The sequence below is a fragment of the Streptomyces sp. NPDC005423 genome (assembly GCF_040606415.1).
GTDB lineage: Bacteria > Actinomycetota > Actinomycetes > Streptomycetales > Streptomycetaceae > Streptomyces.
In genome coordinates this window covers 63,476-85,021 of record NZ_JBEXET010000021.1, presented here as the reverse complement: position 1 = coordinate 85,021, position 21,546 = coordinate 63,476, and the positions used below count along the sequence as shown (strand labels likewise).

General features: G+C 71.3%; 19 protein-coding genes and 2 pseudogenes. 13 read left to right on the top strand and 8 right to left on the bottom strand.

Going from position 1 to position 21,546, the window contains the following annotated elements; genetic code table 11:
* Positions 1-374 precede the first annotated feature (374 nt).
* Complete coding sequence (locus tag ABZT12_RS22350) at positions 375-1,109, bottom strand: DUF4239 domain-containing protein (protein WP_356387364.1); 735 nt, start codon at positions 1,107-1,109, stop codon at positions 375-377.
* A 46-nt stretch (positions 1,110-1,155) separates the two neighbouring features.
* Complete coding sequence (locus ABZT12_RS22345) at positions 1,156-1,296, bottom strand: hypothetical protein (protein ID WP_356387234.1); 141 nt, start codon at positions 1,294-1,296, stop codon at positions 1,156-1,158.
* Positions 1,297-2,052: 756 nt separating this feature from the next.
* On the opposite strand from ABZT12_RS22345, the gene ABZT12_RS22340 reads away from it, so the two are divergent.
* The 3 genes from ABZT12_RS22340 to ABZT12_RS22330 all read left to right on the top strand — a co-directional run bounded on the left by ABZT12_RS22340 (position 2,053) and on the right by ABZT12_RS22330 (position 6,227).
* Complete coding sequence (locus ABZT12_RS22340) at positions 2,053-3,012, top strand: SCO0930 family lipoprotein (RefSeq protein ID WP_356387231.1); 960 nt, start codon at positions 2,053-2,055, stop codon at positions 3,010-3,012.
* Positions 3,013-3,273: 261 nt separating this feature from the next.
* The gene (locus ABZT12_RS22335) at positions 3,274-4,086 is read left to right on the top strand and encodes an SAM-dependent methyltransferase (RefSeq protein WP_356387228.1); all 813 of its coding nucleotides are present in this window, start codon (positions 3,274-3,276) and stop codon (positions 4,084-4,086) included.
* Complete coding sequence (locus ABZT12_RS22330) at positions 4,083-6,227, top strand: EAL domain-containing protein (protein WP_356387225.1); 2,145 nt, start codon at positions 4,083-4,085, stop codon at positions 6,225-6,227. Before ABZT12_RS22335 ends, ABZT12_RS22330 begins: the two co-directional genes overlap by 4 nt.
* A 109-nt stretch (positions 6,228-6,336) precedes the next feature.
* Here the strand turns inward: ABZT12_RS22330 and ABZT12_RS22325 are convergent, their stop codons facing one another.
* Positions 6,337-7,221, bottom strand: a complete 885-nt coding sequence (locus ABZT12_RS22325) for a LysR substrate-binding domain-containing protein (RefSeq protein WP_356387222.1) — start codon at positions 7,219-7,221, stop codon at positions 6,337-6,339.
* 119 nt (positions 7,222-7,340) lie between these two features.
* Between ABZT12_RS22325 and ABZT12_RS22320 the strand changes: the two genes are divergently transcribed.
* The 6 genes and pseudogenes from ABZT12_RS22320 (at position 7,341) to ABZT12_RS22295 (ending at position 12,805) form a co-directional block, all read left to right on the top strand.
* Positions 7,341-8,012 (top strand): succinate dehydrogenase, encoded by a 672-nt coding sequence (locus tag ABZT12_RS22320; RefSeq protein ID WP_356387362.1) that lies wholly within the window; start codon positions 7,341-7,343, stop codon positions 8,010-8,012.
* 1 nt (position 8,013) lies between these two features.
* On the top strand, positions 8,014-9,966 hold the full coding sequence (locus ABZT12_RS22315; protein ID WP_356387219.1) for a fumarate reductase/succinate dehydrogenase flavoprotein subunit: 1,953 nt from the start codon (positions 8,014-8,016) through the stop codon (positions 9,964-9,966).
* On the top strand, positions 9,963-10,712 hold the full coding sequence (locus ABZT12_RS22310) for a succinate dehydrogenase/fumarate reductase iron-sulfur subunit (protein ID WP_356387216.1): 750 nt from the start codon (positions 9,963-9,965) through the stop codon (positions 10,710-10,712). Before ABZT12_RS22315 ends, ABZT12_RS22310 begins: the two co-directional genes overlap by 4 nt.
* Positions 10,713-10,984: 272 nt before the next feature.
* Positions 10,985-11,125 (top strand): annotated as a pseudogene (locus ABZT12_RS22305) (GNAT family N-acetyltransferase); the annotation flags it as partial.
* 457 nt (positions 11,126-11,582) lie between these two features.
* On the top strand, positions 11,583-11,879 hold the full coding sequence (locus ABZT12_RS22300; RefSeq protein WP_356387213.1) for an STAS domain-containing protein: 297 nt from the start codon (positions 11,583-11,585) through the stop codon (positions 11,877-11,879).
* Positions 11,876-12,805 (top strand): sensor histidine kinase, encoded by a 930-nt coding sequence (locus ABZT12_RS22295; protein ID WP_356387210.1) that lies wholly within the window; start codon positions 11,876-11,878, stop codon positions 12,803-12,805. Before ABZT12_RS22300 ends, ABZT12_RS22295 begins: the two co-directional genes overlap by 4 nt.
* Before the next feature lie 129 nt (positions 12,806-12,934).
* Here the strand turns inward: ABZT12_RS22295 and ABZT12_RS22290 are convergent, their stop codons facing one another.
* On the bottom strand, positions 12,935-14,035 hold the full coding sequence (locus ABZT12_RS22290; protein ID WP_356387207.1) for an LUD domain-containing protein: 1,101 nt from the start codon (positions 14,033-14,035) through the stop codon (positions 12,935-12,937).
* Positions 14,036-14,195: 160 nt separating this feature from the next.
* Here ABZT12_RS22290 and sigJ point away from each other — a divergent pair, with 160 nt between their 5' ends.
* Positions 14,196-15,134: an RNA polymerase sigma factor SigJ gene (gene sigJ, locus ABZT12_RS22285; RefSeq protein ID WP_356387205.1), complete on the top strand. Its 939-nt coding sequence runs from the start codon at positions 14,196-14,198 to the stop codon at positions 15,132-15,134.
* 191 nt (positions 15,135-15,325) lie between these two features.
* A pseudogene (locus ABZT12_RS22280) lies at positions 15,326-15,430 on the top strand (antibiotic biosynthesis monooxygenase); the annotation flags it as partial.
* Positions 15,431-15,489: 59 nt separating this feature from the next.
* Here ABZT12_RS22280 and ABZT12_RS22275 read toward each other — a convergent pair.
* A complete protein-coding gene (locus ABZT12_RS22275) occupies positions 15,490-15,852 on the bottom strand; it encodes a hypothetical protein (protein ID WP_356387370.1) in 363 nt (120 codons plus the stop codon).
* A gap of 346 nt (positions 15,853-16,198) precedes the next feature.
* Positions 16,199-17,032: a helix-turn-helix transcriptional regulator gene (locus ABZT12_RS22270; protein ID WP_356387202.1), complete on the bottom strand. Its 834-nt coding sequence runs from the start codon at positions 17,030-17,032 to the stop codon at positions 16,199-16,201.
* Positions 17,033-17,149: 117 nt separating this feature from the next.
* Between ABZT12_RS22270 and ABZT12_RS22265 the strand changes: the two genes are divergently transcribed.
* Complete coding sequence (locus tag ABZT12_RS22265; RefSeq protein ID WP_356387199.1) at positions 17,150-18,214, top strand: aldo/keto reductase; 1,065 nt, start codon at positions 17,150-17,152, stop codon at positions 18,212-18,214.
* 178 nt (positions 18,215-18,392) lie between these two features.
* Positions 18,393-18,617, top strand: coding sequence for a hypothetical protein (locus ABZT12_RS22260; RefSeq protein WP_356387196.1), 225 nt, complete (start codon positions 18,393-18,395; stop codon positions 18,615-18,617).
* 177 nt (positions 18,618-18,794) lie between these two features.
* Here ABZT12_RS22260 and ABZT12_RS22255 read toward each other — a convergent pair whose 3' ends face one another.
* Both ABZT12_RS22255 and ABZT12_RS22250 read right to left on the bottom strand, forming a co-directional pair.
* Complete coding sequence (locus ABZT12_RS22255) at positions 18,795-19,439, bottom strand: LysE family translocator (protein ID WP_356387194.1); 645 nt, start codon at positions 19,437-19,439, stop codon at positions 18,795-18,797.
* Positions 19,440-19,628: 189 nt separating this feature from the next.
* Entirely contained in the window at positions 19,629-21,305 is a 1,677-nt protein-coding gene (locus ABZT12_RS22250; protein ID WP_356387191.1) for a hypothetical protein, read from the bottom strand.
* Positions 21,306-21,546 lie beyond the last annotated feature (241 nt).

Genomic DNA, 21,546 nt, shown 5'->3' with positions numbered 1-21,546 from the left:
GCCCCCGCCGGGGTTGCGCGGGGGGCCGCCCGGGTTCGGCCCGGGGGTGGGTGGTGGGGGCGCCGGCGCCGGGGGCCCCCCGCCCCCGGCGCGCAGTAGGCGAGGGCGGTGAAGCCCAGCAGTGCGGCCGAGGCGACGCGTATCGCGCGCATGGTGGTTCCTCCGGGTCCACGAGGAGCAGCAGCGGACCTTTTCCGCTTGCGCCGGAAATGCACCTCGATGACCGAAACGCTAGGAAGGTGTGCCACCGGGCGCGATCGCAGTCGCGCGAATGGGGCAACCGTGTGGGCCGCACAGGGGACGACACGGCTGCGGCCGGGGGACGCGCCCGGTGTGGCGGTCGTCCCCCGGCCGGCTCCCGCGGTGCGGGACGGTCAGCCCTTGATGTGCGGGAAGAGATTCAGGAACGGCTGTGTCGACGCGGTGATGCCGCGGCTGTACGGCGCGTCGAAGTCCCAGATCAGGAAGAGCAGGAAGGCGATCAGGGCGGAGAACAGCCCGGCGAGGATCAGTTCCCGGGTGGTGCGCCGGATCTGCAGCGCGAAGACCATGCCGATGGTGATCACCGCCCCGATGAGCAGCCCGAACCACACCACCGACGGCATGGTCGCCCCGGTGGAGTCCGAACGGGCGCTGCGCGCCTGGTCCAACGCGGTCACCTGGTCGACGAGCGGCTGGTAGGCCTGCGCCTCGAAGTCCGACTTGGGGTGGTAGTCGGTGACGTCCTCGCGGATCCGCTGGAGGAGGTCGGTTCCGTGCTGGGTGAGCTTCTGGTGGTCGGCCATCGACTTCCACTCGGTCGTGACGACCTGGGAGACGTAGGCGTCGACATCGGCCCGGATCCGGTCGCGGGCGTCCGGCGGGTAGACCCGGACCCGCTGCGCGATCTCGTGCGCCGCCTGGGCCTCCGCCTGGACGTGGTCCTGGGCGGCGCTGCGGGCCTCCCAGACACCGGCGATCGCGAGGCCCAGCACGATGGCGTACACCACGCCGATCCACATGGTCATGTACTCGATGACGTCCGGGGTGTCGCTGGGGTCCTCGTCCTCGGACGCGGTGCGTGCTCGCAGGAAGGTGACGATGACGACCACGGCGCAGGCCGCCGCCATCGCGAGGACGAGAACAAGCCATTCCGACAAGGGGTTCCTCCGGGGATCAACGCGGACGCAGCGCGGCGATGGCGACCACCGCGGGCACCGTGATGAGCAGGACGTAGACGACCGGTGACGTGCTGCCGTGCGTGGGCCGCGGTCGAGGGGGCCGGGCGTGGTACTGCGGATAACGGATCGGAGCCACCGAAGGGTGCGGCGGCGCGGGCCTCGGTGAGGGTTTCGGCTTCGGTACGGGCGGGGGAGCCGGCGTCGGGTGGAGTACCGGGGCGGCGGGTGCCGGTCGCGGCGGCGGGGGCGGGACGGGTTTCGGCGTGGGCCTCGGCCTGGGGGCCGGGGTGGGCGTGGGCTTCGGCGGCGGAGTGGGCCGGGGCGGCGGCGGAGGAGGAGGGGGCGGGGTGGGTCTCGGTGTGGGTGTCGGCGTGGGGCAGGGCGGCGGCGGGGTCGGTTCCGGGCAGGCCGGAGGCGTCGGCCAGGAGTCGCCGCCGGTGACCGCCACCGCCCACGTGTCGCCGGCGACCGCCACCGCCTGCGTGCCGTCGGGGCCCGTCGAGACGTACGCGCAGACGTCGGCCGCCGCCACTCCCGCCGGCGCGCCCGCGAGCAGCCAGGTGAGGGCGACCAGGGCCAGCACTCTCGCCCCTAGGGCGGTTCGGGTCGGTTCGGGTCCATGCACGACCGAGATCATGAGGCCTGGAGGGGCGATGTGTGCCGTAGCTGGCGGTGATTGCCCCGAACGGGCGAAACGCGGCGTACCCCGGTTTGAGGTGGCCGCTGTCGAGGTTGGCCGGATGTGCACGGGGGCGGGCGGGGGCCCACGGCACAGGTTCCGGAAAGAAATTTGTGCGCCGGTTGAACACTTCCCCACTTCCCGCGCGTACCTAGGACCGTGCGGCGGCACAGCAGGGCGCTGCAACATCCAGGTGATTATTGGGAGTTACAGATGAAGACCTCCTGGCGGAGCGCCTCACTCGTGGCGACGGCCGCGGCCGTCATGGCGCTGACCACGGCATGCGGCGCGGACAACGCGCCCACTCCGTCATCGGCGGCCCAGAACGTCGGCGCCACGGCGGCGGCCGGCGGATACGGGAGCATCGGGGCCACGGCGAGCCCCAGCGCCAGCACGGGGAACGGCTACGGTGCGGACGGCCAGCAGGCCGCCGCCGCGGAGCCCGCCGGGAAGCTGTCCGTTGCCACCAACCCCGATCTGGGCAAGGTGTTGAGCGACGGCGCGGGGCTCACCCTCTATCGGTTCGACGCGGACACCGCCAGCCCGCCCAAGTCGAACTGCGACGGCGACTGCGCCACCGCCTGGCCCCCGGTCCCCGCCGGCGACGCCTCGGCCGGTGCCGGTATCGACAAGTCGCTGCTGGGCGAGGTGACCCGCACCGACGGCACCAAGCAGCTGACCATCGGCGGCTGGCCCGCCTACCGGTACGTGAAGGACGTCAACGCCGGGGACGTCAACGGCCAGGGTGTGGGCGGCAAGTGGTTCGCGCTGGCCCCCGACGGCAAGAAGGCCACCCTCGCCGACCTGCCCGGCCTCTCCGTCCGCAAGGACGCCAAGCTCGGTGACATCGTGGTGGACAAGAACGGCAACACGGTCTACCGCTTCCTCAAGGACAAGGCGTGGCCCAAGTCGGTCTCGAACTGCGCCGGAGCCTGCCTGGAGAAGTGGCCCGCCGTCGGCATCGTCTCGGCGAACGACACCAAGGGCGTGCAGAAGAAGGGCCTGATGGGCTTCACCCGGCCCGACGGCGTCAAGCAGATGACCGTCAACTGCTGGCCGATTTACACCTTCTCCGGTGACACCGCTCCCGGACAGACCAACGGCCAGGGCGTGGGCGGCACTTGGTACGCCGTCTCGCCCGAGGGCAAGCCGGTCGGCGCGCCCGCGGCGTAGCGAGCCCCTTCCCCGCGCGCGGCCCCGAGGCCCGCCCCCTCCGCATCGCGCGGAGGGGGCGGGCCCCTTCGCCGTAACGGCCCCCGTGGTCAACTGGCTTTATCATTACCGGCATTCGCGGCGATTCCGCCATGTCGACGCGGCACGTGCCGCGGGCAGTGACCGGGAACGGACGGCCAATTTCCGTTTGGGCTCGCTCCGTTGGCAGGCGATCAGTAGCCTCAGCTCGAACACCGGATCGCCTACGCCTTGGAGAGATACATGGAGCGTCCCGCCTGGGCACCACGGAGCGTCGACATCTCGGTGCCGAGCGTTTCGCGTATCTACGACTACTACCTGGGCGGTTCGCACAACTTCGAGGTCGACCGTGAAGCGGCCCGCAGGGCCATGGAGTTCATGCCGGGGCTGCCCAAGATCATGCAGGCGAACCGGGCGTTCATGCGCCGTGCCGTGCGCTTCGCGGCCGCCGAGGGCATCACCCAGTTCCTGGACATCGGCTCCGGCATCCCCACGTTCGGCAACGTCCACGAAGTGGCCCGCGCGGCCGCTCCCGACGCCCGGGTGATGTACGTCGACCACGATCCGGTCGCCGTCGCGCACAGCGAGGCGGTGCTCGCCGGCAACGACGGCACGGACGTCATCGCCGCCGACCTCCGCAAGCCCCAGGAGATCCTGCGGAGCGACCGGGTCCGGCGGCTGATCGACCTGAAGCGGCCAGTGGCGCTCCTGCTCGTTGCCATACTGCACTTCGTGGAAGACGCGGACGACCCGTACGGAGCGGTGGCCGAGCTGCGCGACGCGCTCGCGCCCGGCAGCCTGCTCGTCCTCACGCACGCCTGCTACGAGGGGATCCCGCTGGCACCGGAGCGGGCCGAGGGCGCGGTGGACGTGTACAAGGACATCCGCAACCCACTGATCATGCGTTCGCGCGAGGAGATCGCGCGGTTCTTCGAGGGGTACGACATGGTGGAGCCCGGAGTGGTGCCGATGCCGCGCTGGCGGCCCGAGACGGCACCGGAGGACGAGGACCCGTACGCCTTCTCCGGGTACGCCGGCGTAGGGCGTACGGCGTGATCGCGGAGCCGGACGGGCCGGAGGACAGACTGCGCAGGTTCGCCACGATCTGGAGCCGGGCGGTGTTCCCGGCCACCTCGACCTCGCTGACCCGGCCGGAGTTCGAAGAGCAACTCCTGCCTCTCGCGCGCCGGTTGAGTCAGGCGCTGCGGGCCAGGACGTTCGACGCGGAGGAGGGCCGGGCGGTCGGCGCCGCCCTCGTCGCCGCGCACTGCACCGACCCCGAGACGCTCAGCCGCACCCTGGAGTGCGTCGACGCCTACCTGGTCCTCTACTGCGGCCGGGACGGCTCCCAGGAGGACCTGCGGATCCGCTCGGCGCGGCTCCAGCACGCCATGGCCGCCGGGTTCGCGCAGGCGCTGCGAGAGCGCACCCTCGCCGAGCAGGAGGCGATCTCCGTGGCCGCGCTCCAGGCCCAGGGCGTGGTGGCGCAGGCCCTGCACGCGACCGAGGCCCGCTTCCGCGCGGTCTTCGAGGGCGCGGCCATAGGCATCGGCATCGCCGACCTCGACGGCAACATCCTTCAGGTCAACGGCGCGCTGCTGCGCATGTTCGGCCTCTCCGACCAGGCCATGCGCGGTCGCAACGTGACGGAGTGGACCCACCCGGACGACGCCCCGCAGACCTGGAAACTCTACGAGGAGCTGGTGGGCGGCGCTCGCGAGCACTATCACGTGGAGAAGGCGTTCTACCGCCCCGACGGCACGGTGCTGTGGACCAACCTGACGGTCTCCCTGCTGCGCGACCCCGACGGCAACCCCGAGTACCAGCTCGCGCTGATGGAGGACACCACCGAGCGGCGGCTGCTCAACCTCCGGCTGCGGTACGAGGCGACCCACGACGCGCTCACCGGACTGCCCAACCGCACGCTCTTCATCGAGCGCCTGGAGAAGGCGCTGGGCGCGGGCGACGGGCAGCGCTTCGGCCTGTGCTACCTCGACCTCGACGGCTTCAAGACCATCAACGACAGTCTCGGCCACGCGGCCGGCGACCGGCTGCTCGTGGAGGTCGCCGACCGGCTCCAGTCCTGCGCGACGGCGCCCGGTGAGATGGTCGCCCGGCTCGGCGGCGACGAGTTCGTGGCGCTGACCACCGGCCGCGACACCGAGCGCGAGGTCGACGAACTGGCCGGCCGCATCATGAACGCCCTGGTCACCCCCGTCAGCATCGACGGGCGCGAACTGACCGTGCGCGGCAGCATCGGCATCGTCGAGGGACCCGCCGGTGAGCGCGGCCCGGCGGAGGTGCTGCGCAGCGCCGACATCACCATGTACCGGGCCAAGTCGGCGGGCGGCAACCGCTTCGAGCTCGCCGACCCGGAGGCCGACGCCCGCGCCATCACCCGGCACGGCCTGACCACCGCACTGCCGGCCGCGCTGGACCGGGGCGAGTTCTTCATCGAGTACCAGCCCCTGGTCCACCTCGGCGACGGCAGTGTGCGCGGCGCGGAGGCGCTGGTGCGCTGGCTGCACCCGCAGCACGGGGTGCTCGGCCCCGACCGGTTCATCCCGCTGGCCGAACACACCGGCCTGATCGTGCCGCTCGGCCGCTGGGTCCTGGAGCAGTCCGTACGGCAGGCCCGCGACTGGCAGGAACGACTCGGCGGCAACGCGGCGACCGGACCGCTGCGCGTCAACGTCAACCTCTCGCCCTGCCAGCTGAGCCACCCCGGCCTGGTCCAGGACACCGTCGACATCCTGGAGCGGGCCGGCCTGAGCCCGGACGCGCTCTGCCTGGAGGTCACCGAGTCGGCGCTGATCGGCGCCGACGACGACCTGCTCAAGCCGTTGCGCCGGCTGGCGGAGATGGGCGTCGACATCGCCCTGGACGACTTCGGCACCGGCTACTCCAACCTCGCCAACCTCCGCCGGCTGCCGGTGAGCATCCTCAAGCTGGACCGTTCCTTCACCCAGGGCATGCAGCAGTTCCCGGCCGACCCCGTCGACCTCAAGATCGTCGAGGGCATCGTCACGCTCGCCCACAGCCTCGACCTCACGGTCACCGTGGAGGGCGTGGAGACCGGCGCCCAGGCGGAACAGCTGCGCATCCTGGGCTGCGACACGGCCCAGGGCTGGTACTACGCGCGCCCCGGCCCCCCGGACCGGCTGCACGAACTGGCCCTGGTGGACGCGACGGGGTAAGACCGCGGGGCCGGCGGTCCGCCGGCCGGCCCCCGCGGTTCCCGGGGAGCCGGCCCGGGTACGGCGACGGCCGGCCCGGCACCGGCACGACGCCCCGGCGGGCCGGTCCTCACCGCTCCAGCAGCATCCGCTGCAACTCCCTGGCCGCCCGCGGCGGAGCCACGTCGCTGCGGTGGGCCAGGGCGATCGTCCGGTGCAGGCCCGGCCGGGCCAGCGGGGTCACCCGCAGCCCGCGCCCGGACCGGGTGGCCACCATCCGGGGTACGACGGCCGCCCCCAGGCCCGCCCGGACGAACCCCAGCACCGCGTCCATCTCGCCGCCCTCGACCGCGAAGACCGGTTCGAAGCCCTCGGCCCGGCAGGCGGCGACGGTCAGTTCCCGCAGGTCGTAGCCGTGCCGGAACATCACCAGCCGTTCGCCCGCCAGCTCCGCCACCCGGACCGTCGTACGGCCGTCCCCGGGAGCCGGCGCCTCCGGGGACGACACCACCACCAGGTCCTCCCGCAGCAGCTCCACCGTGGTCAGCGCCGGCGACGGCGTGGGCAGCGGCAGGACCACCAGCGCCAAGTCGAGGGCGCCGCGCGCCAGTTCACGTACGAGATCGTGGGACCCGCTCTCCTCGATCAGCAGCCGGATGCCGGGATAGCGGTCGTGGAAGGCGCGCAGCACGTCCGGCAGCAACCCCGTGCACAGGCTCGGCGTCGCACCGAGCCGCACCCGGCCGCTGCGCAGCTGGGCCAGTTCCTGCACCTCCTGCCGGGCCGTGTCCGCGTCGGCCAGGATGCGCCGGGCCAGCGGCAGCAGCGCCTCGCCCGCGTCGGTCAGCGTGATGTTGCCCCGGGCCCGCAGGAACAGGTCCGCCCCCAACTCCCGTTCCAGGGACTTGATCTGCTGGGAGAGGGAGGGCTGGGCGACATGGACCAGCTCGGCGGCCCGGGTGAAGTGCCGGGCCTCGGCGACCGCCACGAAGTACTGGAGCTGCTGGAACTGCATAGCTCCAGCATAGGCACAGCCTATGGAATCGACCTGGATCATGTCTTGGACCGATCGGCCGGGCGCCCGTAGCGTGCTGAGACATGGCACTGGCAACGCGGACGGACCGACGGCCGTCGATGGCGCGCACCGTGTGGGACAGCTCCGTCGGCAAGAAGGCGGTGATGGCCGTCAGCGGCCTGATCATGCTGCTCTACCTGGTCGCGCACATGATCGGCAACCTGAAGATCTTCTTCGGGGCGGGCGAGTTCAACCACTACGCGCACTGGCTGCGCACCGTCGGCGAACCGTTCATGCACTACGAGTGGACGCTGTGGCTCATCCGGATCGTCCTGGTGGCCGCCGTCGTCGCGCACGCCACCTCCGCCTACCAGCTCAGCCGCCGTGACCGCAGGGCCCGGCCCGCCAAGTACGTGCACAAGAAGGCCGGGGCGAGCTACGCCACCCGCACCATGCGCTGGGGCGGGATCATCCTCGCCCTCTTCATCGTCTGGCACCTCCTCGACCTGACCACCGGCACCGCGCACCCCGGCGGCTTCCAGCCCGGCCACCCGTACCAGAACGTCGTGGACACCTTCTCCACCTGGTACGGCGACGTCGTCTACATCGTCGCGATGCTCGCCCTCGGCCTGCACATCCGGCACGGCTTCCGGAGCGCCGCACAGAGCCTCGGCGTCGGCAGCCGCAGCCGCGACCGCGCCCTGAAGACCATGGCCGACGTCCTCGCGCTGCTGCTCACGGCCGGCTTCGTCGCCGTACCCGTGGGTGTCATGACCGGAGTGGTGAACTGAGATGACCACCGAATACGCCGACTTCACGAGCGGGGAACCCGTCGCCGACACCAAGGCACCCCCGGGACCCGTCAACGAGCGCTGGGACACCCGCCGTTTCGAGGCGAAGCTCGTCAACCCCGCCAACCGGCGCAAGCACACCGTGATCGTCGTCGGCACCGGCCTCGCGGGCGGCTCGGCCGGCGCGACCCTCGCCGAACAGGGCTACCACGTCGTCCAGTTCTGCTACCAGGACTCCCCGCGCCGGGCCCACTCGATCGCCGCGCAGGGCGGCGTCAACGCGGCGAAGAACTACCGCAACGACGGCGACTCCGTCCACCGCCTCTTCTACGACACCGTCAAGGGCGGCGACTTCAGGGCCCGCGAGTCCAACGTCCACCGCCTGGCGCAGATCTCCGTCGAGATCATCGACCAGTGCGTGGCCCAGGGCGTGCCCTTCGCCCGCGAGTACGGCGGACTGCTCGACACCCGCTCCTTCGGCGGCGTCCAGGTCTCCCGCACCTTCTACGCCCGCGGCCAGACCGGCCAGCAACTCCTGCTCGGCGCCTACCAGGCGCTGTCCCGCCAGATCGCCGCCGGGAACATCGAGATGCACCCGCGCACCGAGATGCTCGACCTGATCGTCGTCGACGGGCGGGCGCGCGGGATCGTCGCCCGGGACCTGGTCACGGGCCGGATCGACACCTACTTCGCGGACGCCGTCGTCCTCGCCAGCGGCGGCTACGGCAACGTCTTCCATCTGTCGACGAACGCCATGAACTCCAACGCCACCGCCGTGTGGCGGGCACACCGGCGCGGTGCCCTTTTCGCCAACCCCTGCTTCACCCAGATCCATCCGACGTGCATCCCGCGCACCGGCGACCACCAGTCCAAGCTGACCCTGATGAGCGAGTCGCTGCGCAACGACGGCCGGATCTGGGTGCCGAAGGCCAAGGGCGACGACCGGCCGGCGAACCTGATCCCCGAGGACGAACGCGACTACTACCTGGAGCGGATCTACCCCTCCTTCGGCAACCTCGTGCCCCGCGACATCGCCTCCCGCGCCGCGAAGAACGTGTGCGACGAGGGCAGGGGAGTGGGCCCCGGCGGCCAGGGCGTCTACCTCGACTTCGCCGACGCGGTCGCGCGGATGGGCAGGAAGGCCGTCGAGGAGAAGTACGGCAACCTCTTCGACATGTACGCCCGGATCACCGCCGAGGACCCGTACACGGTCCCGATGCGGATCTACCCCGCCGTGCACTACACGATGGGCGGCCTCTGGGTCGACTACGACCTCCAGACCACGGTCCCCGGCCTGTTCGCCGTCGGCGAGGCCAACTTCTCCGACCACGGCGCCAACCGCCTCGGCGCCTCCGCCCTGATGCAGGGCCTCGCCGACGGCTACTTCGTGCTGCCGGCGACCATCAACGACTACCTGGCCCGCAACCCCGGGCAGCGACCCGTCGACGCCGAACACCCGGTCGTACAGGAGGCGTTGGCCGACACCGAGGACCGGCTGAACCTCCTCCTCGCGGTGGACGACGACCGCACCCCCGACTCCTTCCACCGCGAACTGGGCGAACTCCTCTGGGAGTTCTGCGGCATGGCGCGCACCGACAGCGGACTGCGCAAGGCCCTCGAACGCATTCCGCAGATCCGCGAGGAGTTCTGGCGGTGCGTCAAGGTGCCCGGCACCGGCGCGGAGTTCAACCAGTCGCTGGAGAAGGCGAACCGCGTCGTCGACTACCTGGAGCTCGCCGAACTCATGTGCCTCGACGCGCTGCACCGCGCGGAGTCCTGCGGCGGCCACTTCCGTGAGGAGTCCCAGACCCCCGACGGGGAGGCCGCCCACCGGGACGAGGAGTTCTCCTACGCCGCCGCCTGGGAGTTCACCGGCACCGGCTCACCCCCCGTACTGCACAAGGAAGACCTGGTCTTCGAGTACGTCCACCCCACCCAGCGGAGCTACGCATGAAGCTCACCCTGCGCGTCTGGCGGCAGCACGACGCCGCCGCCGAGGGCGCCATGTCCACGTACCTGGTGGACGGCATCTCCTCCGACATGTCGTTCCTGGAGATGCTCGACACCCTCAACGAGGAACTCATCCTCACGGGAGAGGACCCGGTCGCCTTCGACCACGACTGCCGCGAGGGCATCTGCGGCGCCTGCTCGCTCGTCATCAACGGCGACGCGCACGGGCCCGAGCGCACCACCGCCTGCCAGCTGCACATGCGGTCCTTCCGGGACGGCGACACCATCGACGTCGAGCCGTGGCGCGCCGCCGCCTTCCCGGTCGTGAAGGACCTCGTCGTGGACCGGTCGGCCTTCGACCGCATCATCCAAGCCGGCGGCTACATCACCGCGCCGACCGGCGCCGCCCCCGAGGCCCATGCCACGGCGGTCCCGAAGCCGGACGCCGACTTCGCCTTCGAGCACGCCGAGTGCATCGGCTGCGGGGCGTGCGTAGCCGCCTGCCCCAACGGCGCGGCGATGCTGTTCACCTCCGCGAAGATCAACCACCTCAACGTGCTGCCGCAGGGAGCGCCCGAGCGGGAGACCCGCGTCCTCGACATGGTCGCGCAGATGGACGACGAGGGCTTCGGCGGCTGCACCCTCGCCGGCGAGTGCGCCACCGCCTGCCCCAAGGGCATCCCCCTCATGTCGATCACCGCCATGAACAAGGAGTGGCTGAGGGCGACCCGCAGGGCCGCCAAGCGCTGAACCCCCGCGCGGGACACAGACGTTCGCCGACAAGGTGCGGACGGGCGGGACCGGGAGTGGTGCTCATCCCCGGTCCCGCCAAGCACCGTGCCCACGTACCCCCGCCCCCCTCGCGCAAGCGACGTACGGGGGCGCCGTTCGGCAAGCTCACATCCCGGCTCCGGGCACAGGTCACGCGCAGGACGTCCGGCGTCGGAAGAACTGTCCTGGCCGGAATCGACGCACCGGCCAGCTCGTTCCTCCGCCGCCCCGGCCCGTGACCAGGGAGAGCCATGAACGGTGTATCCACCCTCGACCGCCCCCCGAGACCCGACGCGCCCACCCGCTGCACCGTCACCCTGGCCCGCGACGAGGACGACGTACGGGCCGCCCAGCGGCTGCGCCACGATGTCTTCGCCGGCGAGCTGGGCGCCTGGTGTCGGCCCGGGGACTGGTGGCCGGCATCGACATCCGGGCGCCATACCGTCCGGCAGCCACCCCGACCGCCGTCGCCTGTCCCGCGCCGCACAGACGGCCGTGACGACCGCGCCGGACCGTGAGCACCGCGTCCCGCTGACATGGACCCGGCGGGCAACCGTACGAGAGCGCCCCTCGCCCCGCCTGCCGGCACCAGGCCTCCACGGGAGGGGGTGAGGAGACCGGCCGCGTCCCCCGTCACCGTGGGGTCCGGACGCGGCCCGCGACGGTTCGTCGCTGACGCCCGAGCGGGCGGTGGACGGCGCCGGTGCCAGGCTGCCGCCGCGGTCACTTCACCGGTGAGCGATACTGGGACATCGGACAGCGGGTGACCCCGGGGGTGACGGCGTGGACAGTTCAGCGGAGACGGGTGTGCCGTCGGCCTCGCCGGCCTCCTCCGCGGGCGCTCTGTGCGTGCGTCCGCTCACGGACCGGCCGGGCTGGCAAGCGGCCGGTGAGATCAATCTGCTCACCCGGCAGGCCTGGGAACAGACCCTGCACCACCTTGCCCTGAGCGACGAAGAGGCGTGCCACTTGGAACTTTCCGCGGTCACCTTCATCGACGTCGCCGGCGCCTCGGCGCTGGCGGTGACCGCCCAGGGCCTGCCACAGGGGCGACGCATCGTGCTCGAAGGGCCACCCGCCACCCTGCGGCGCGTGCTGGAGATGTTCTGGCCGGACCTGCCCACTGTCGAGGTGATGGCGCGATGACGGCCGTCACGACCGAACCGTTCGTCCACCCCGCCCTGTTCTACCGGGGCGAGGAGGAGTACCTGCACGGCACGGTGGGCTTCGTCCGCGACGGCCTGAAAGCCGGGGAACCGGTGGCGGTGGCCGTGCCCGGACCGAACCTGTCCGTCCTCAGGACGGCCCTGGGCGAGGACGCCGCACACGTGCGGTTCCTCGACATGACCCAGGCGGGGCGCAACCCCGGACGGATCATCCCCAAGGTGCTGCGCGCCTTCGCTGACGCCCACCGCGAGACACGGGTGCGGATCATCGGCGAGCCGATCTGGGCCGGCCGCAGCAGCGTGGAGTACCCCGCCTGCGTCCAGCACGAGGCACTGATCAACCCGGCGTTCCAAGGCCGGGACGTCACCATCCTCTGCCCCTACGACGCCGACCGCCTCGACGAACAGACACTCACCGACGCGTACGCGACCCATCCCCTCGTCATCTCCGGCGGCGAGGAGGAGACCAGCACCGCCTACGCACCGGACCAGGTGGTCGCGCGCTACAACCAGCCCCTCGACCAGCCGGCGGCGGCCGAGGAACTCGTCTTCCACGCCGGCCACCTGCCGGGCGCCCGGCACTTCGCGGTCGAACAGGCCGCGCGGTTCGGCCTCTCCGGTATCCGCCTGGAGGACGTGGCGCTGATCGTGGCCGAGCTGACCACCAACAGCGTGCGGCACGGCGGAGGTTCAGGCACCCTGCGGGTGTGGACCGACGACGGCCAGGTGGTGTTCGAGGTGCGCGACCACGGGCACCTGAACGATCCGCTGGCCGGCCGTCGCCCGCCCGCCCGCGACCAACTCGGCGGCCGGGGCCTGCTGTTGGTGCACACCCTCGCCGACCTCGTACGCATCCACACCGCCCCCGACGGCACGGCCGTCCGCTGCTACCTCAGCACCTCCTGATCCGCCTCGACCGCTGCTGATCCGCTCGCAGCGACTGCCGCCGCCTCGCACCGGCGGAGCCCGTCGCGCCGGCTCGTCGGTCGGCGAACGCTCGGTGCGACGAACCGTGCCGCTCGGGTCCCGGGCCGGTCAGTATCCGATGGCCTCTCGGAGAAGCAGCACGGTGCCGCGCCCCGGGCGGGGTTCCGCGTTGAGGACGAGCAGGCGGTTGACGGCGCTGGGCATCCCGTACACCGCCTGGGCGCGGGCGTTCTCCAGCGGGAGGGCGTGCTCCTCGACGCGGCGCAGGGCTGTGTTGAGGTCGGGCACCACCTTCTGCGCGCCGACGATCCAGACCGCGTGGGCGGCGCCGCCCGCGTTGGCCGGGAGCTGGCTGCCGCTGCCCGAGGCGAGAACGAGCGCGCCGGTCTCGGTGACCGCGGCGACGCTGTTGACGACGAACTCCGGGGCGGCGACCAGCTTACGGATCTCGTCGGCGCCGGTGGCCCGGTCGATGGCCAGGACGCGCGGCCGGATGGCGTCGTACCGGCCGCCGGAGTTGAGGTCCTCGTCGATGCCGGACAGCCGGAGCGTCTCACTGGCTCCGGTGAGGACGCGGGCGCCCTCGGGGACCAGGTCCTCGACGCGGGCGCGCGCCGCGGCGGCGTCGTCGAGGATCTCGGCGGCGAAGCCGTTGGCACGCAGCGCGGCGGCTGTCCGTTCCAGCCGTTCGGCCGATGCCGGGCCGGCGAAGGACCCGGCCGGAGCCGGGGCGGCCGTGGCGTCCGCCGGGCCGGTCACGGAACCCTGCGCCGCGGGGGGTGCCGTGCCCGCCAGCGGGGAGGTGTCGAGGTACCTGACCTCGTACACCCGCTCGGCGAACCTCCAGCCTTCCCCGGTGCGCTGGTAACGGTCGTGATACACCGCGTAGTTCAGACCCTGGCGGCCGTCGAGGGCGCGCGCCAGTTCCTGGATGTGGGCGCGGCCGGTCGCGGTGTCGCCGTCGAGGAGGATCGTGCCGGGGTGTGTGTTCTGCACGAAGAACTCCCACTGGCTCTGCAACCGCTCGCCCCCGGCGAGGATCTCCTCGCGGCCGATCAGCTCGGCGGGGATGTTGGGCATGCGCAGGGCACCGTCCGCTGTGAACAGCGACGCCAGGCGCGGCCGGTCGCGCATCATCGCCGCGTCGGTGAACTCGCCGCGCAGTGCCTCGATCTCGACGCGGTCCGCGATGGCCTGGAAATCGTTCATGACCGTCCCCTCTTCCTCTGGTCGCCGCCCTCACCGGTGCGACACCGTTACGACCAGTCGGCGCCCCGGAATGTGAGGTGGCGCGGCGGCCTCACATTCCGGTGCGCTGTCCTGTCGTAACGGGTGGGGGACAGAGGCGATCGAGGGAGACGGCCGGACCATGACGACCAGAGTCGAGCCCGGCGACGAGCAGCGCGATCCGAACCTCGGCGCGCTCCTGAGCGAGCGGCGCCGGCTGCTCAACCTCGGCTACCGCCTCCTCGGCTCCCTCGCCGACGCCGAGGACGTCGTACAGGAGACCTACGCCCGCTGGTACGCCATGTCCGCGCGGGAGCAGGAGGCCATCGAGTCGCCCGGCGCCTGGCTGATGACGGTCGCCGGCCGCATCTGCCTGAACCTGCTCAACTCGGCGCGCGCCAGGCGGGAGACGTACGTGGGCGACTGGCTCCCGGAACCGCTGCCCGAACCCACGGAGTGGAGCACCGGGCACGCCGGCGCCGGCGGGACGGACCCGGCCGACCGGGTCACCCTCGACGAGTCGGTGACGATGGCCTTCCTGGTCGTCCTCGACGCGATGACCCCGGCCGAGCGCGTCGCGTTCGTCCTGCACGACGTCTTCCGCTACCCCTTCGGCGAGGTCGCCGAGATCGTCGGCCGCACCCCGGCGGCCTGCCGCCAACTGGCCTCGTCCGCCCGCCGGCGCGTCCGCACCGCGCGGAGCCCGGCGGGCCGGAGCGCCGGGCAGGCCGGGATCGTCAGGCGGTTCAGGACGGCGTGGGAGGCCAAGGACATCGACGCCCTGATCAGCCTGCTCGACCCGGACGCCGTCGCGACCGCCGACGGCGGCGGGCTGGCCGTCACCCACCCGCACCCGATCGTGGGCAGTGAGCGGATCGCCCGCGCCTACGCCGAGATCGCGCGGGTGTCGGGCGACCGCACCACGTTCCTGGAGTGCGCGGTCAACGGCCTGCCCGGCTTGGTCGCGCGGCAGGACGGCAACCTCTCGACCGTGTTCGCGTTCGAGACCGCGGGCGATCGGATCCGGCGTATCTGGGCGGTGAGGAACCCCGAGAAGCTCCGCCCCTGGCGGATCGGCTGAGGGGCACTCCACGACACCGGGGCGACCGGATCGTGGCCGGCCACGACCGTCGGCCGCGGCACCGCCCGGCCGCCCGGCACCACATCCCGGACAGGACCGGCCACTTGGCGGAGTCGCGCGCCGAACTCACAACGCGGGTGACCCGGTTGAGGTGCGGGATCGGTGCGCGTGACTCGCCTTGCAGTGGCGCCATGAGCAGTCACTCCCCAGCACCTGTCGCGCCCGTCGAAGCCCACGAACCCCCTTACTACGCGGCCGTCTTCACCACGGTCCGAACCCAGGACATGAGTGGCTACGGGGTTCCTGGCGGCGGTCGTAGGCGCCGTCGCACTCCTCGGGCGACTGCCGGCGAGCGTCAGGCCGCCGGGACAGGCGCGGCAGGCAGCGCACAACCCGCCGCGGCCGCCGCGGTGTTGAGGGCGGCGACAGCCGCGTCGTTGGCCGTCTTCTGGGCCGCGAGGGCTTCCGCTGCCGCGGCCTGCGCAGCGGCCGGGTTGGCGGCGATGACCAGGGCGGCGGCCATGCTCGCCGAGTACGCGACGTTGGCGGCGGCGAAGGCGGCGGCCGCCGTGGCCGCGTCCTTGAGCAGACCCACGCAGGCGGCGGCGTCAGGGGGAACGGGAGCGGTGGCAGCGGCCGGCGGTGCGGTCAGCAGCCCACCTCCGACCACCAGGACCGCGGCGGCCAGGGACATCGCGGCCGTACGACGAAGCTTCATGGTCGAACTCCTGACACGTCGATGGGATGAGTGCCCACGGGCAGCTCCAGAAGGGGAGTTGCGTCGGACGGGCCCGCAGTCGTACGACCGGCGACACGAGGTGCGTGTCCGTCGTGCGGCAAGCCGTCACGCGGCTACTGACTGGAGCTGACCACGTCCCCACCGCACCCGCATCCTCGGCAGGCCGAACGAGTCCGGGATCGACCCGGCCATCGAACGATCCCCGCCATCGAACGACCCCTGCCATCGAACGGCTCCAGCCATCGGACGCCGGGGTCCGGTCGTGGCCGCCCGAAGGCGGAACCGTCGGCGGCCTACCCTGCTCGAAGGAGCCGGCGCTCCACCCTCACCGAGCGCACAGCCGGTCGAACGCCGCCTGGCTCTCCTCGTCCGCGGCGCGGCAGATCATCAACCGCTGGTCCGTGTCCTGAAGCGGCATGAGCACCTCGAAGTGCACCGCGATGTCACCGACGACGGGATGCCGCATCGCCTTGCTCCCGCGCCCAGGGATCTTGACGTCCTGCTCGGCCCACAAGCGCGCGAACTCCAGGTCACCTGCGGTGAATTCGGTGATGAGGTCACCCAACGTCCGGTCCTCCGGATGCGCGGCCCAGGCGGAGCGCAGATGGGCGATCCCCTCCCGGACCACACGTTCGCGGTCGATGTAGAACTCGCGGATCCCCGGATGCATCAGACAGAGCCACAGCGAGTTCCGCTGCGCTGCCGGCAGGGTGCCGAAGTCCAGCAGCAACCGCGTCATGCCGCGGTTCCAGGCCAGGATGTCGAAGCGGTGATTCATCAGCATCGCCGGCAGTGGCGACAGGTCGGCGACCAGCCGGGCCAGCGACGGGGCCGCGGCGGTAGTGGGTTTGCCGGCGTCGCGCGGGCGGTGCCGGGTCAGGTCGAAGAGGTAGGCACGTTCGTCCGGGGCCAGGCGCAGAGCGCCCGCCAGTGCTTCCACCACGTCCGCCGAGGGCCGCAGCCCGCGGGCCTGTTCCAGCCGCACGATGTAGTCGATGCTGACCCCGGCCAGCTCGGCGACCTCCTCGCGGCGCAGCCCCGGGGTCCGCCGGGACTGCCTGCGCGAAGGCAGACCGAGGTCGTGCGGGTCCAGGCGTTCGCGCCGGGTGCGCAGGAACGCGGCCAGCTCCTGTGTCGGGTCCACGGGGCGGGAGATCATGTCCCCTGCAACAGCCAGGGTAGGAGTGCTGTTCCCAGGAAGTCCCTTCCCTTACGTCCGACTCGCAGCGGGCCCAAGCTCGTACTCGACCTTGGATCACCAGCACAGGAGGACATGATGGCGCTCAGCCTTGACACCTACCGGCTACTCGGCCGTTCCGGACTGCGGGTCTCGCCGCTGTCGTTGGGGGCCGCGACCTTCGGCACCGAGTCGGGCTGGGGCGCGGAACAGAGCGAGGCGCGCAAGCTGTTCGACCTCTATGTCGAGCGCGGCGGCAACTTCGTCGACACCGCCAACACCTACTCCAATGGCAGCTCCGAACGCCTGCTGGGGGAATTCACCCGCACCAACCGCGACAGCCTGGTGTTGGCCACCAAGTACACGACCCTGCGGCGGCCCGGCGACCCGAACTCCGGTGGCGCGCACCGCAAGAGCCTGTTCACCTCGGTCGAAGCCAGTCTGCGGCAGCTGAACACGGACTACATCGACCTGCTCTACCTGCACGTGTGGGACTTCACGACTCCGGTCGAGGAGATCCTGCGCGGCCTGGACGACCTGGTCCGGCAGGGCAAGGTCCTCTACGTGGCGATGTCCAACGCCCCGGCCTGGCAGGTGTCGCGCATGCAGGCGATCGCCGACCTGCGCGGCTGGTCGCCGCTGGTCGCGTTGGAGATCGAGTACAACCTCGTCCAGCGTGGCGGGGAGCGTGACCTGATCCCCATGGCACGTGAGATGGGACTGGGTGTGGTCCCCTATTCACCGCTGGCCGGCGGGGTGCTCACCGGCAAGTACGGCCGCGACGACCTGACCGCGACGACCACCGCACCCGGCGACGGCACCCGCAGAAGCTTCAACGTCGCCTTGGGTACGGTGACCGAGCGAAACCTGGATATCGCGGACACCGTCAAAGAGGTCGCCACGGAGCTGGGCCGCACCCCCGCCCAGGTCGGGCTGGCCTGGACCCTGCGGAACCCGGACGTCACGGCACCGATCATCGGCGCCCGCACGCTGGAGCAGCTGGAGGACAACCTGGGCGCCCTGGAGGTCGACTTCACCGCCGCACAACTGGCCCGCCTCGACGAAGCCAGCGCCATCGAGCTCGGCTACCCGCACGACCTGCTCGCCAGTGACCACATCCGCGCCGTGACCGCCGGCGACCTGAGGATCGAAACCCAGCGCTGACGCCCGCCGACGACGCCCACGTGAAGGACATCGCCCGCCGGGCGGCGTGGGCGCGGGCACCCTCCCGCCGCTTCGGAACCGGTGGGTCGCCGAGGCGGCGGGAGGGTGCCACGAGGGGCGACGGCTGGTCGAGAGGACGGGCAGGCAGGGCGTCTGTCCTTCGGCGGACACGTTCTCGTTGGTCACGTCGACGCGCGCGACGGCGATGACGCAGCCGAGGCCGGTCAGCAGCAGCGCGGAGTACGACTCGTCGATGTGCCCCATCTTCCAGGTCTCCTGGGTCGCGTCGGCAGGCCGTCGGTCCCCCACGCTGGTGGTGCCGGCGGTGCTGTCCTTGAGGTCCGTGTCGATCACCGGATCGGGGGCGAAGCGGGCCCACGCCCCCGCGCAGCGCGCCGAATAGCGCAAGCTCACCGTGCCGACCCGAGTTCCTGCGGGGAGCCGGTGGCCACGAAGGGTGAGCGGGCCCTGGAGCCGCACCGCGGCGACGGCGAGGCCTTCCGCGTCCTTTCCGCAGCCGCCACCTGTAACGGCTCCTCAGCGCGGCGGTTGCGGCCGGCCGGTCGACCCGGTGCCGGTTTCAGGTCGAGGCGCTCGGGTGTGACGGGCCCGTCGCCAGGAGCAGGGCCAGGACTCCCAGGGCGGCCCCCGTGACGTACCGCTGGGCCCGCAGCCAGGTCGGTCGTGTGGCGAGGAACTCGGACAGGGTGCCCGCGACCATGATGAAGAGCAGGTTCGTGGACACGCTCACCACGATCTGGATGCCGCCGAAGGCGAAGCCCTGAAGCAGCACGTGGCCCGCCCGAGGGTTCACGAACTGCGGGATCAGCGACAGGTACAGCAGGGCGATCTTGGGATTGAGGAGGTTCGTGACCAGCCCCATGAGGAAGAGCCGGCGGGTGGAGGTCTCCGACATCTCCCGCGGCGCGAAGACGGTCGCCCCGTCGGTCCGGAACGCCTGCCAGGCCAGCCAGCCCAGATAGGCCACCCCCGCGATCTTGAAGGAGGTGTACAGCACCGGGACGGTCCGCAGGAGCGCCGCCAGACCGAAGTTGGTGACCATCACGAAGACCACGGCGCCGACCGCGACCCCGCCCAGTGACACCACCCCGGCGTAACGCCCCTGGGCGATGGTCCGGGAGACGATGTACATCATGTTCGGGCCGGGGGTGATCACGAGGCCCAGGGAGATCGCGGCCACGCTGATGACGTCGCTCACGTTCATGGTCGGTGTGCTTTCGTGCTGTACGTCTTCATCATGTCCCCCGTGTGTGCGTGTCCTGTAATCCGTGTGTTGCGGGCAGAGTTGAGCCCAGGGTCGGGTGCGGAGTCGACCTCGAAGTCGGCCTTGGAGTTGAACTCGGACGCGGAGTCGGGCTCGCGGTCGAGCCCGTAGCCAGGTGCGGCGTCGGGCTCAGAGTTGGGCGCAGATCTCGTCGAGCAGCCGTCGCTCTGCCGCCTCGTCGTCGTCGACTCCGCCGAGCATGTAGCCGCCGAACTTCATGTGTCCGCGCTCCCGGCCGACGGTGATCACGCCCCGGCCGACTTCGGCGATCGCGGCCTCCACGTCGGCGAGTTCGACCTCAGTCTGCTCGCGGACGTACAGCTCGGTGAGGCGCCGGGCCGGGATGATCTCGCCGTGAGCGGCGCGGACTTCGGGATGGGTGTGGAAGCTCTCCCAGTACATCCGCGAGCCGGGGATCACCCCGGGTGCCGCGACCGAGATGGTGGTGATGGTGTCCCGGTAGGTCTCCGCGAGGGAGAGCCAGGAGTCGACCTCTTGGCGGAGCTGCTTCCGCGTGGTACCGGGCAGTCCGAGGATGCCCGAGGCGTAGATCTTGTAGTCCAGTTCCCGGGCCAGTTCGAGCGCTTCGTAGACCCGGTCGGGGCCTTTGTTGATGCCCTTGGAGTCGCCCTTGAGGAGTTTGGGGTCGAAGGCCTCCAGGCCGACGTTCCAGGTGCGGACGAAGCCCTGGCACAGTTTGGCCGACTGGAGGAACTCGTAGACGAGACCGTAGGCGAGGAGGAACCGGTGGTCACGCAGGACCGGTGAGGCGGCGCAGCGCTGGGCGAGTTCGTCGAGGTAACTGATCTCGCCGGACCACTGGGCCTGGGAGAATCCGAGTGTGGAGTCCCCGGCGGCGTAGACGTTGGCGCCGAGACCGCCGACCACCTCTTCGAGTACGGGGATGATCGTGTCCATCCGGGCGAACTTCGGGGTGAGTCCCTGGATCGAGCAGTGTTTGCACCGGCGTCCCGGACGTTTTCCCCAGGTGCAGCCGGCGTCCAGCGGGAGGGTCACCATGCGCTTCAGCTCGTAGTGATGGGCGTACCAGACGTCGAACGCCTTGTCGTAGTACCGCTCCAACTGGTCCTCGACGAGGGTGTAGTCGGGGAGCAGGCGCCGGTCGAGCGGGTAGGTGGGGGCCGGCTGGTTGACCACCTGGGAGTTGTCGCGATAAGCGAGCGAGGGGACACGTTTCAGGTCGAGTTGGCCGCGCAGGGCGTACAGGAGGCCGAGCATGGTGAAGGGGCCGTTGTTGCCGGTGCTGACGAAGTCCACGAGCCGGCTGCCGTAGTGGCCGGTGAGGATCTCGCGATGGAGGATTCCGGCGTGGTCGTTGCCGAACACGATCACCGCTTCGGGGTTCACGCGTTTCACCTCCGCGGCCACGATGAACGCCCACAGTGCGGTGGAGGTGTAGACGGTGAAGGCGGCCACGTCCGGGGGGTCGGCCGCGATGGCGGCGCGCACCTCGTGCCAGGGGATATGGCTCAAGTCGAGGTAGGTCCAGGGAAGTTCGGGCAGGAACCGCTGCTGGTAGGTGATCATCTCGACCAGGCCGGAGTGCGGGTAGACGGTTCCCTCGTTCTGATACCGCTCCTGGCCGTCCACCCCCTCGATGCGCGCACCGCCGCCGGAGTGTCCGCCACGGTGCGCCGAGGTGAGCGGCAGGGCGAAGTACCAGACCGACGGAGCGGCGGAAGCGGTGCGCGAACAGGGAGTGGGACGGGCGCCCGCCGGCGGGGGGAACTCCCACTGGAACCGGCCATCGATGCCGACCACTTCCTCCACCGGTTCCAGGCTCATCTCCACGACGACTCCCACCGCAGTGCTGTCAGGGCCCCCAGCGTCTTAGCCTCCCGGGGCCGTGTCACGCGGTGTTCCGTTCAGCGGGCCGGGGCGTCGGCGGTTCCGGCGCCTCGGCACGTCGTCCGCACGTACTGCCCCTGACCGCGGTCCCCGCCCCTGCTCGTGCCCGGGAACGACCGACTGCGCGCCGCCGCGGGTCCCCTGTACGGGCAAACACCGGCGACAGTCGGTCACCGAA

Bases quoted from the DNA above. Each gene is read 5' to 3' on its own strand.
- ABZT12_RS22290 (WP_356387207.1), bottom strand. From the start codon at position 14,035: ATGAACGATTTCCAGGCCATCGCGGACCGCGTCGAGATCGAGGCACTG.
- ABZT12_RS22340 (WP_356387231.1), top strand. From the start codon at position 2,053: ATGAAGACCTCCTGGCGGAGCGCCTCACTCGTGGCGACGGCCGCGGCC.
- ABZT12_RS22275 (WP_356387370.1), bottom strand. From the start codon at position 15,852: ATGAAGCTTCGTCGTACGGCCGCGATGTCCCTGGCCGCCGCGGTCCTG.
- ABZT12_RS22350 (WP_356387364.1), bottom strand. From the start codon at position 1,109: ATGGCGGCGGCCTGCGCCGTGGTCGTCATCGTCACCTTCCTGCGAGCA.
- ABZT12_RS22250 (WP_356387191.1), bottom strand. From the start codon at position 21,305: ATGAGCCTGGAACCGGTGGAGGAAGTGGTCGGCATCGATGGCCGGTTC.
- ABZT12_RS22315 (WP_356387219.1), top strand. From the start codon at position 8,014: ATGACCACCGAATACGCCGACTTCACGAGCGGGGAACCCGTCGCCGAC.
- ABZT12_RS22320 (WP_356387362.1), top strand. From the start codon at position 7,341: ATGGCGCGCACCGTGTGGGACAGCTCCGTCGGCAAGAAGGCGGTGATG.
- ABZT12_RS22295 (WP_356387210.1), top strand. From the start codon at position 11,876: ATGACGGCCGTCACGACCGAACCGTTCGTCCACCCCGCCCTGTTCTAC.
- ABZT12_RS22255 (WP_356387194.1), bottom strand. From the start codon at position 19,439: ATGAACGTGAGCGACGTCATCAGCGTGGCCGCGATCTCCCTGGGCCTC.
- ABZT12_RS22335 (WP_356387228.1), top strand. From the start codon at position 3,274: ATGGAGCGTCCCGCCTGGGCACCACGGAGCGTCGACATCTCGGTGCCG.
- ABZT12_RS22270 (WP_356387202.1), bottom strand. From the start codon at position 17,032: ATGATCTCCCGCCCCGTGGACCCGACACAGGAGCTGGCCGCGTTCCTG.
- ABZT12_RS22310 (WP_356387216.1), top strand. From the start codon at position 9,963: ATGAAGCTCACCCTGCGCGTCTGGCGGCAGCACGACGCCGCCGCCGAG.
- sigJ (WP_356387205.1), top strand. From the start codon at position 14,196: ATGACGACCAGAGTCGAGCCCGGCGACGAGCAGCGCGATCCGAACCTC.
- ABZT12_RS22265 (WP_356387199.1), top strand. From the start codon at position 17,150: ATGGCGCTCAGCCTTGACACCTACCGGCTACTCGGCCGTTCCGGACTG.
- ABZT12_RS22325 (WP_356387222.1), bottom strand. From the start codon at position 7,221: ATGCAGTTCCAGCAGCTCCAGTACTTCGTGGCGGTCGCCGAGGCCCGG.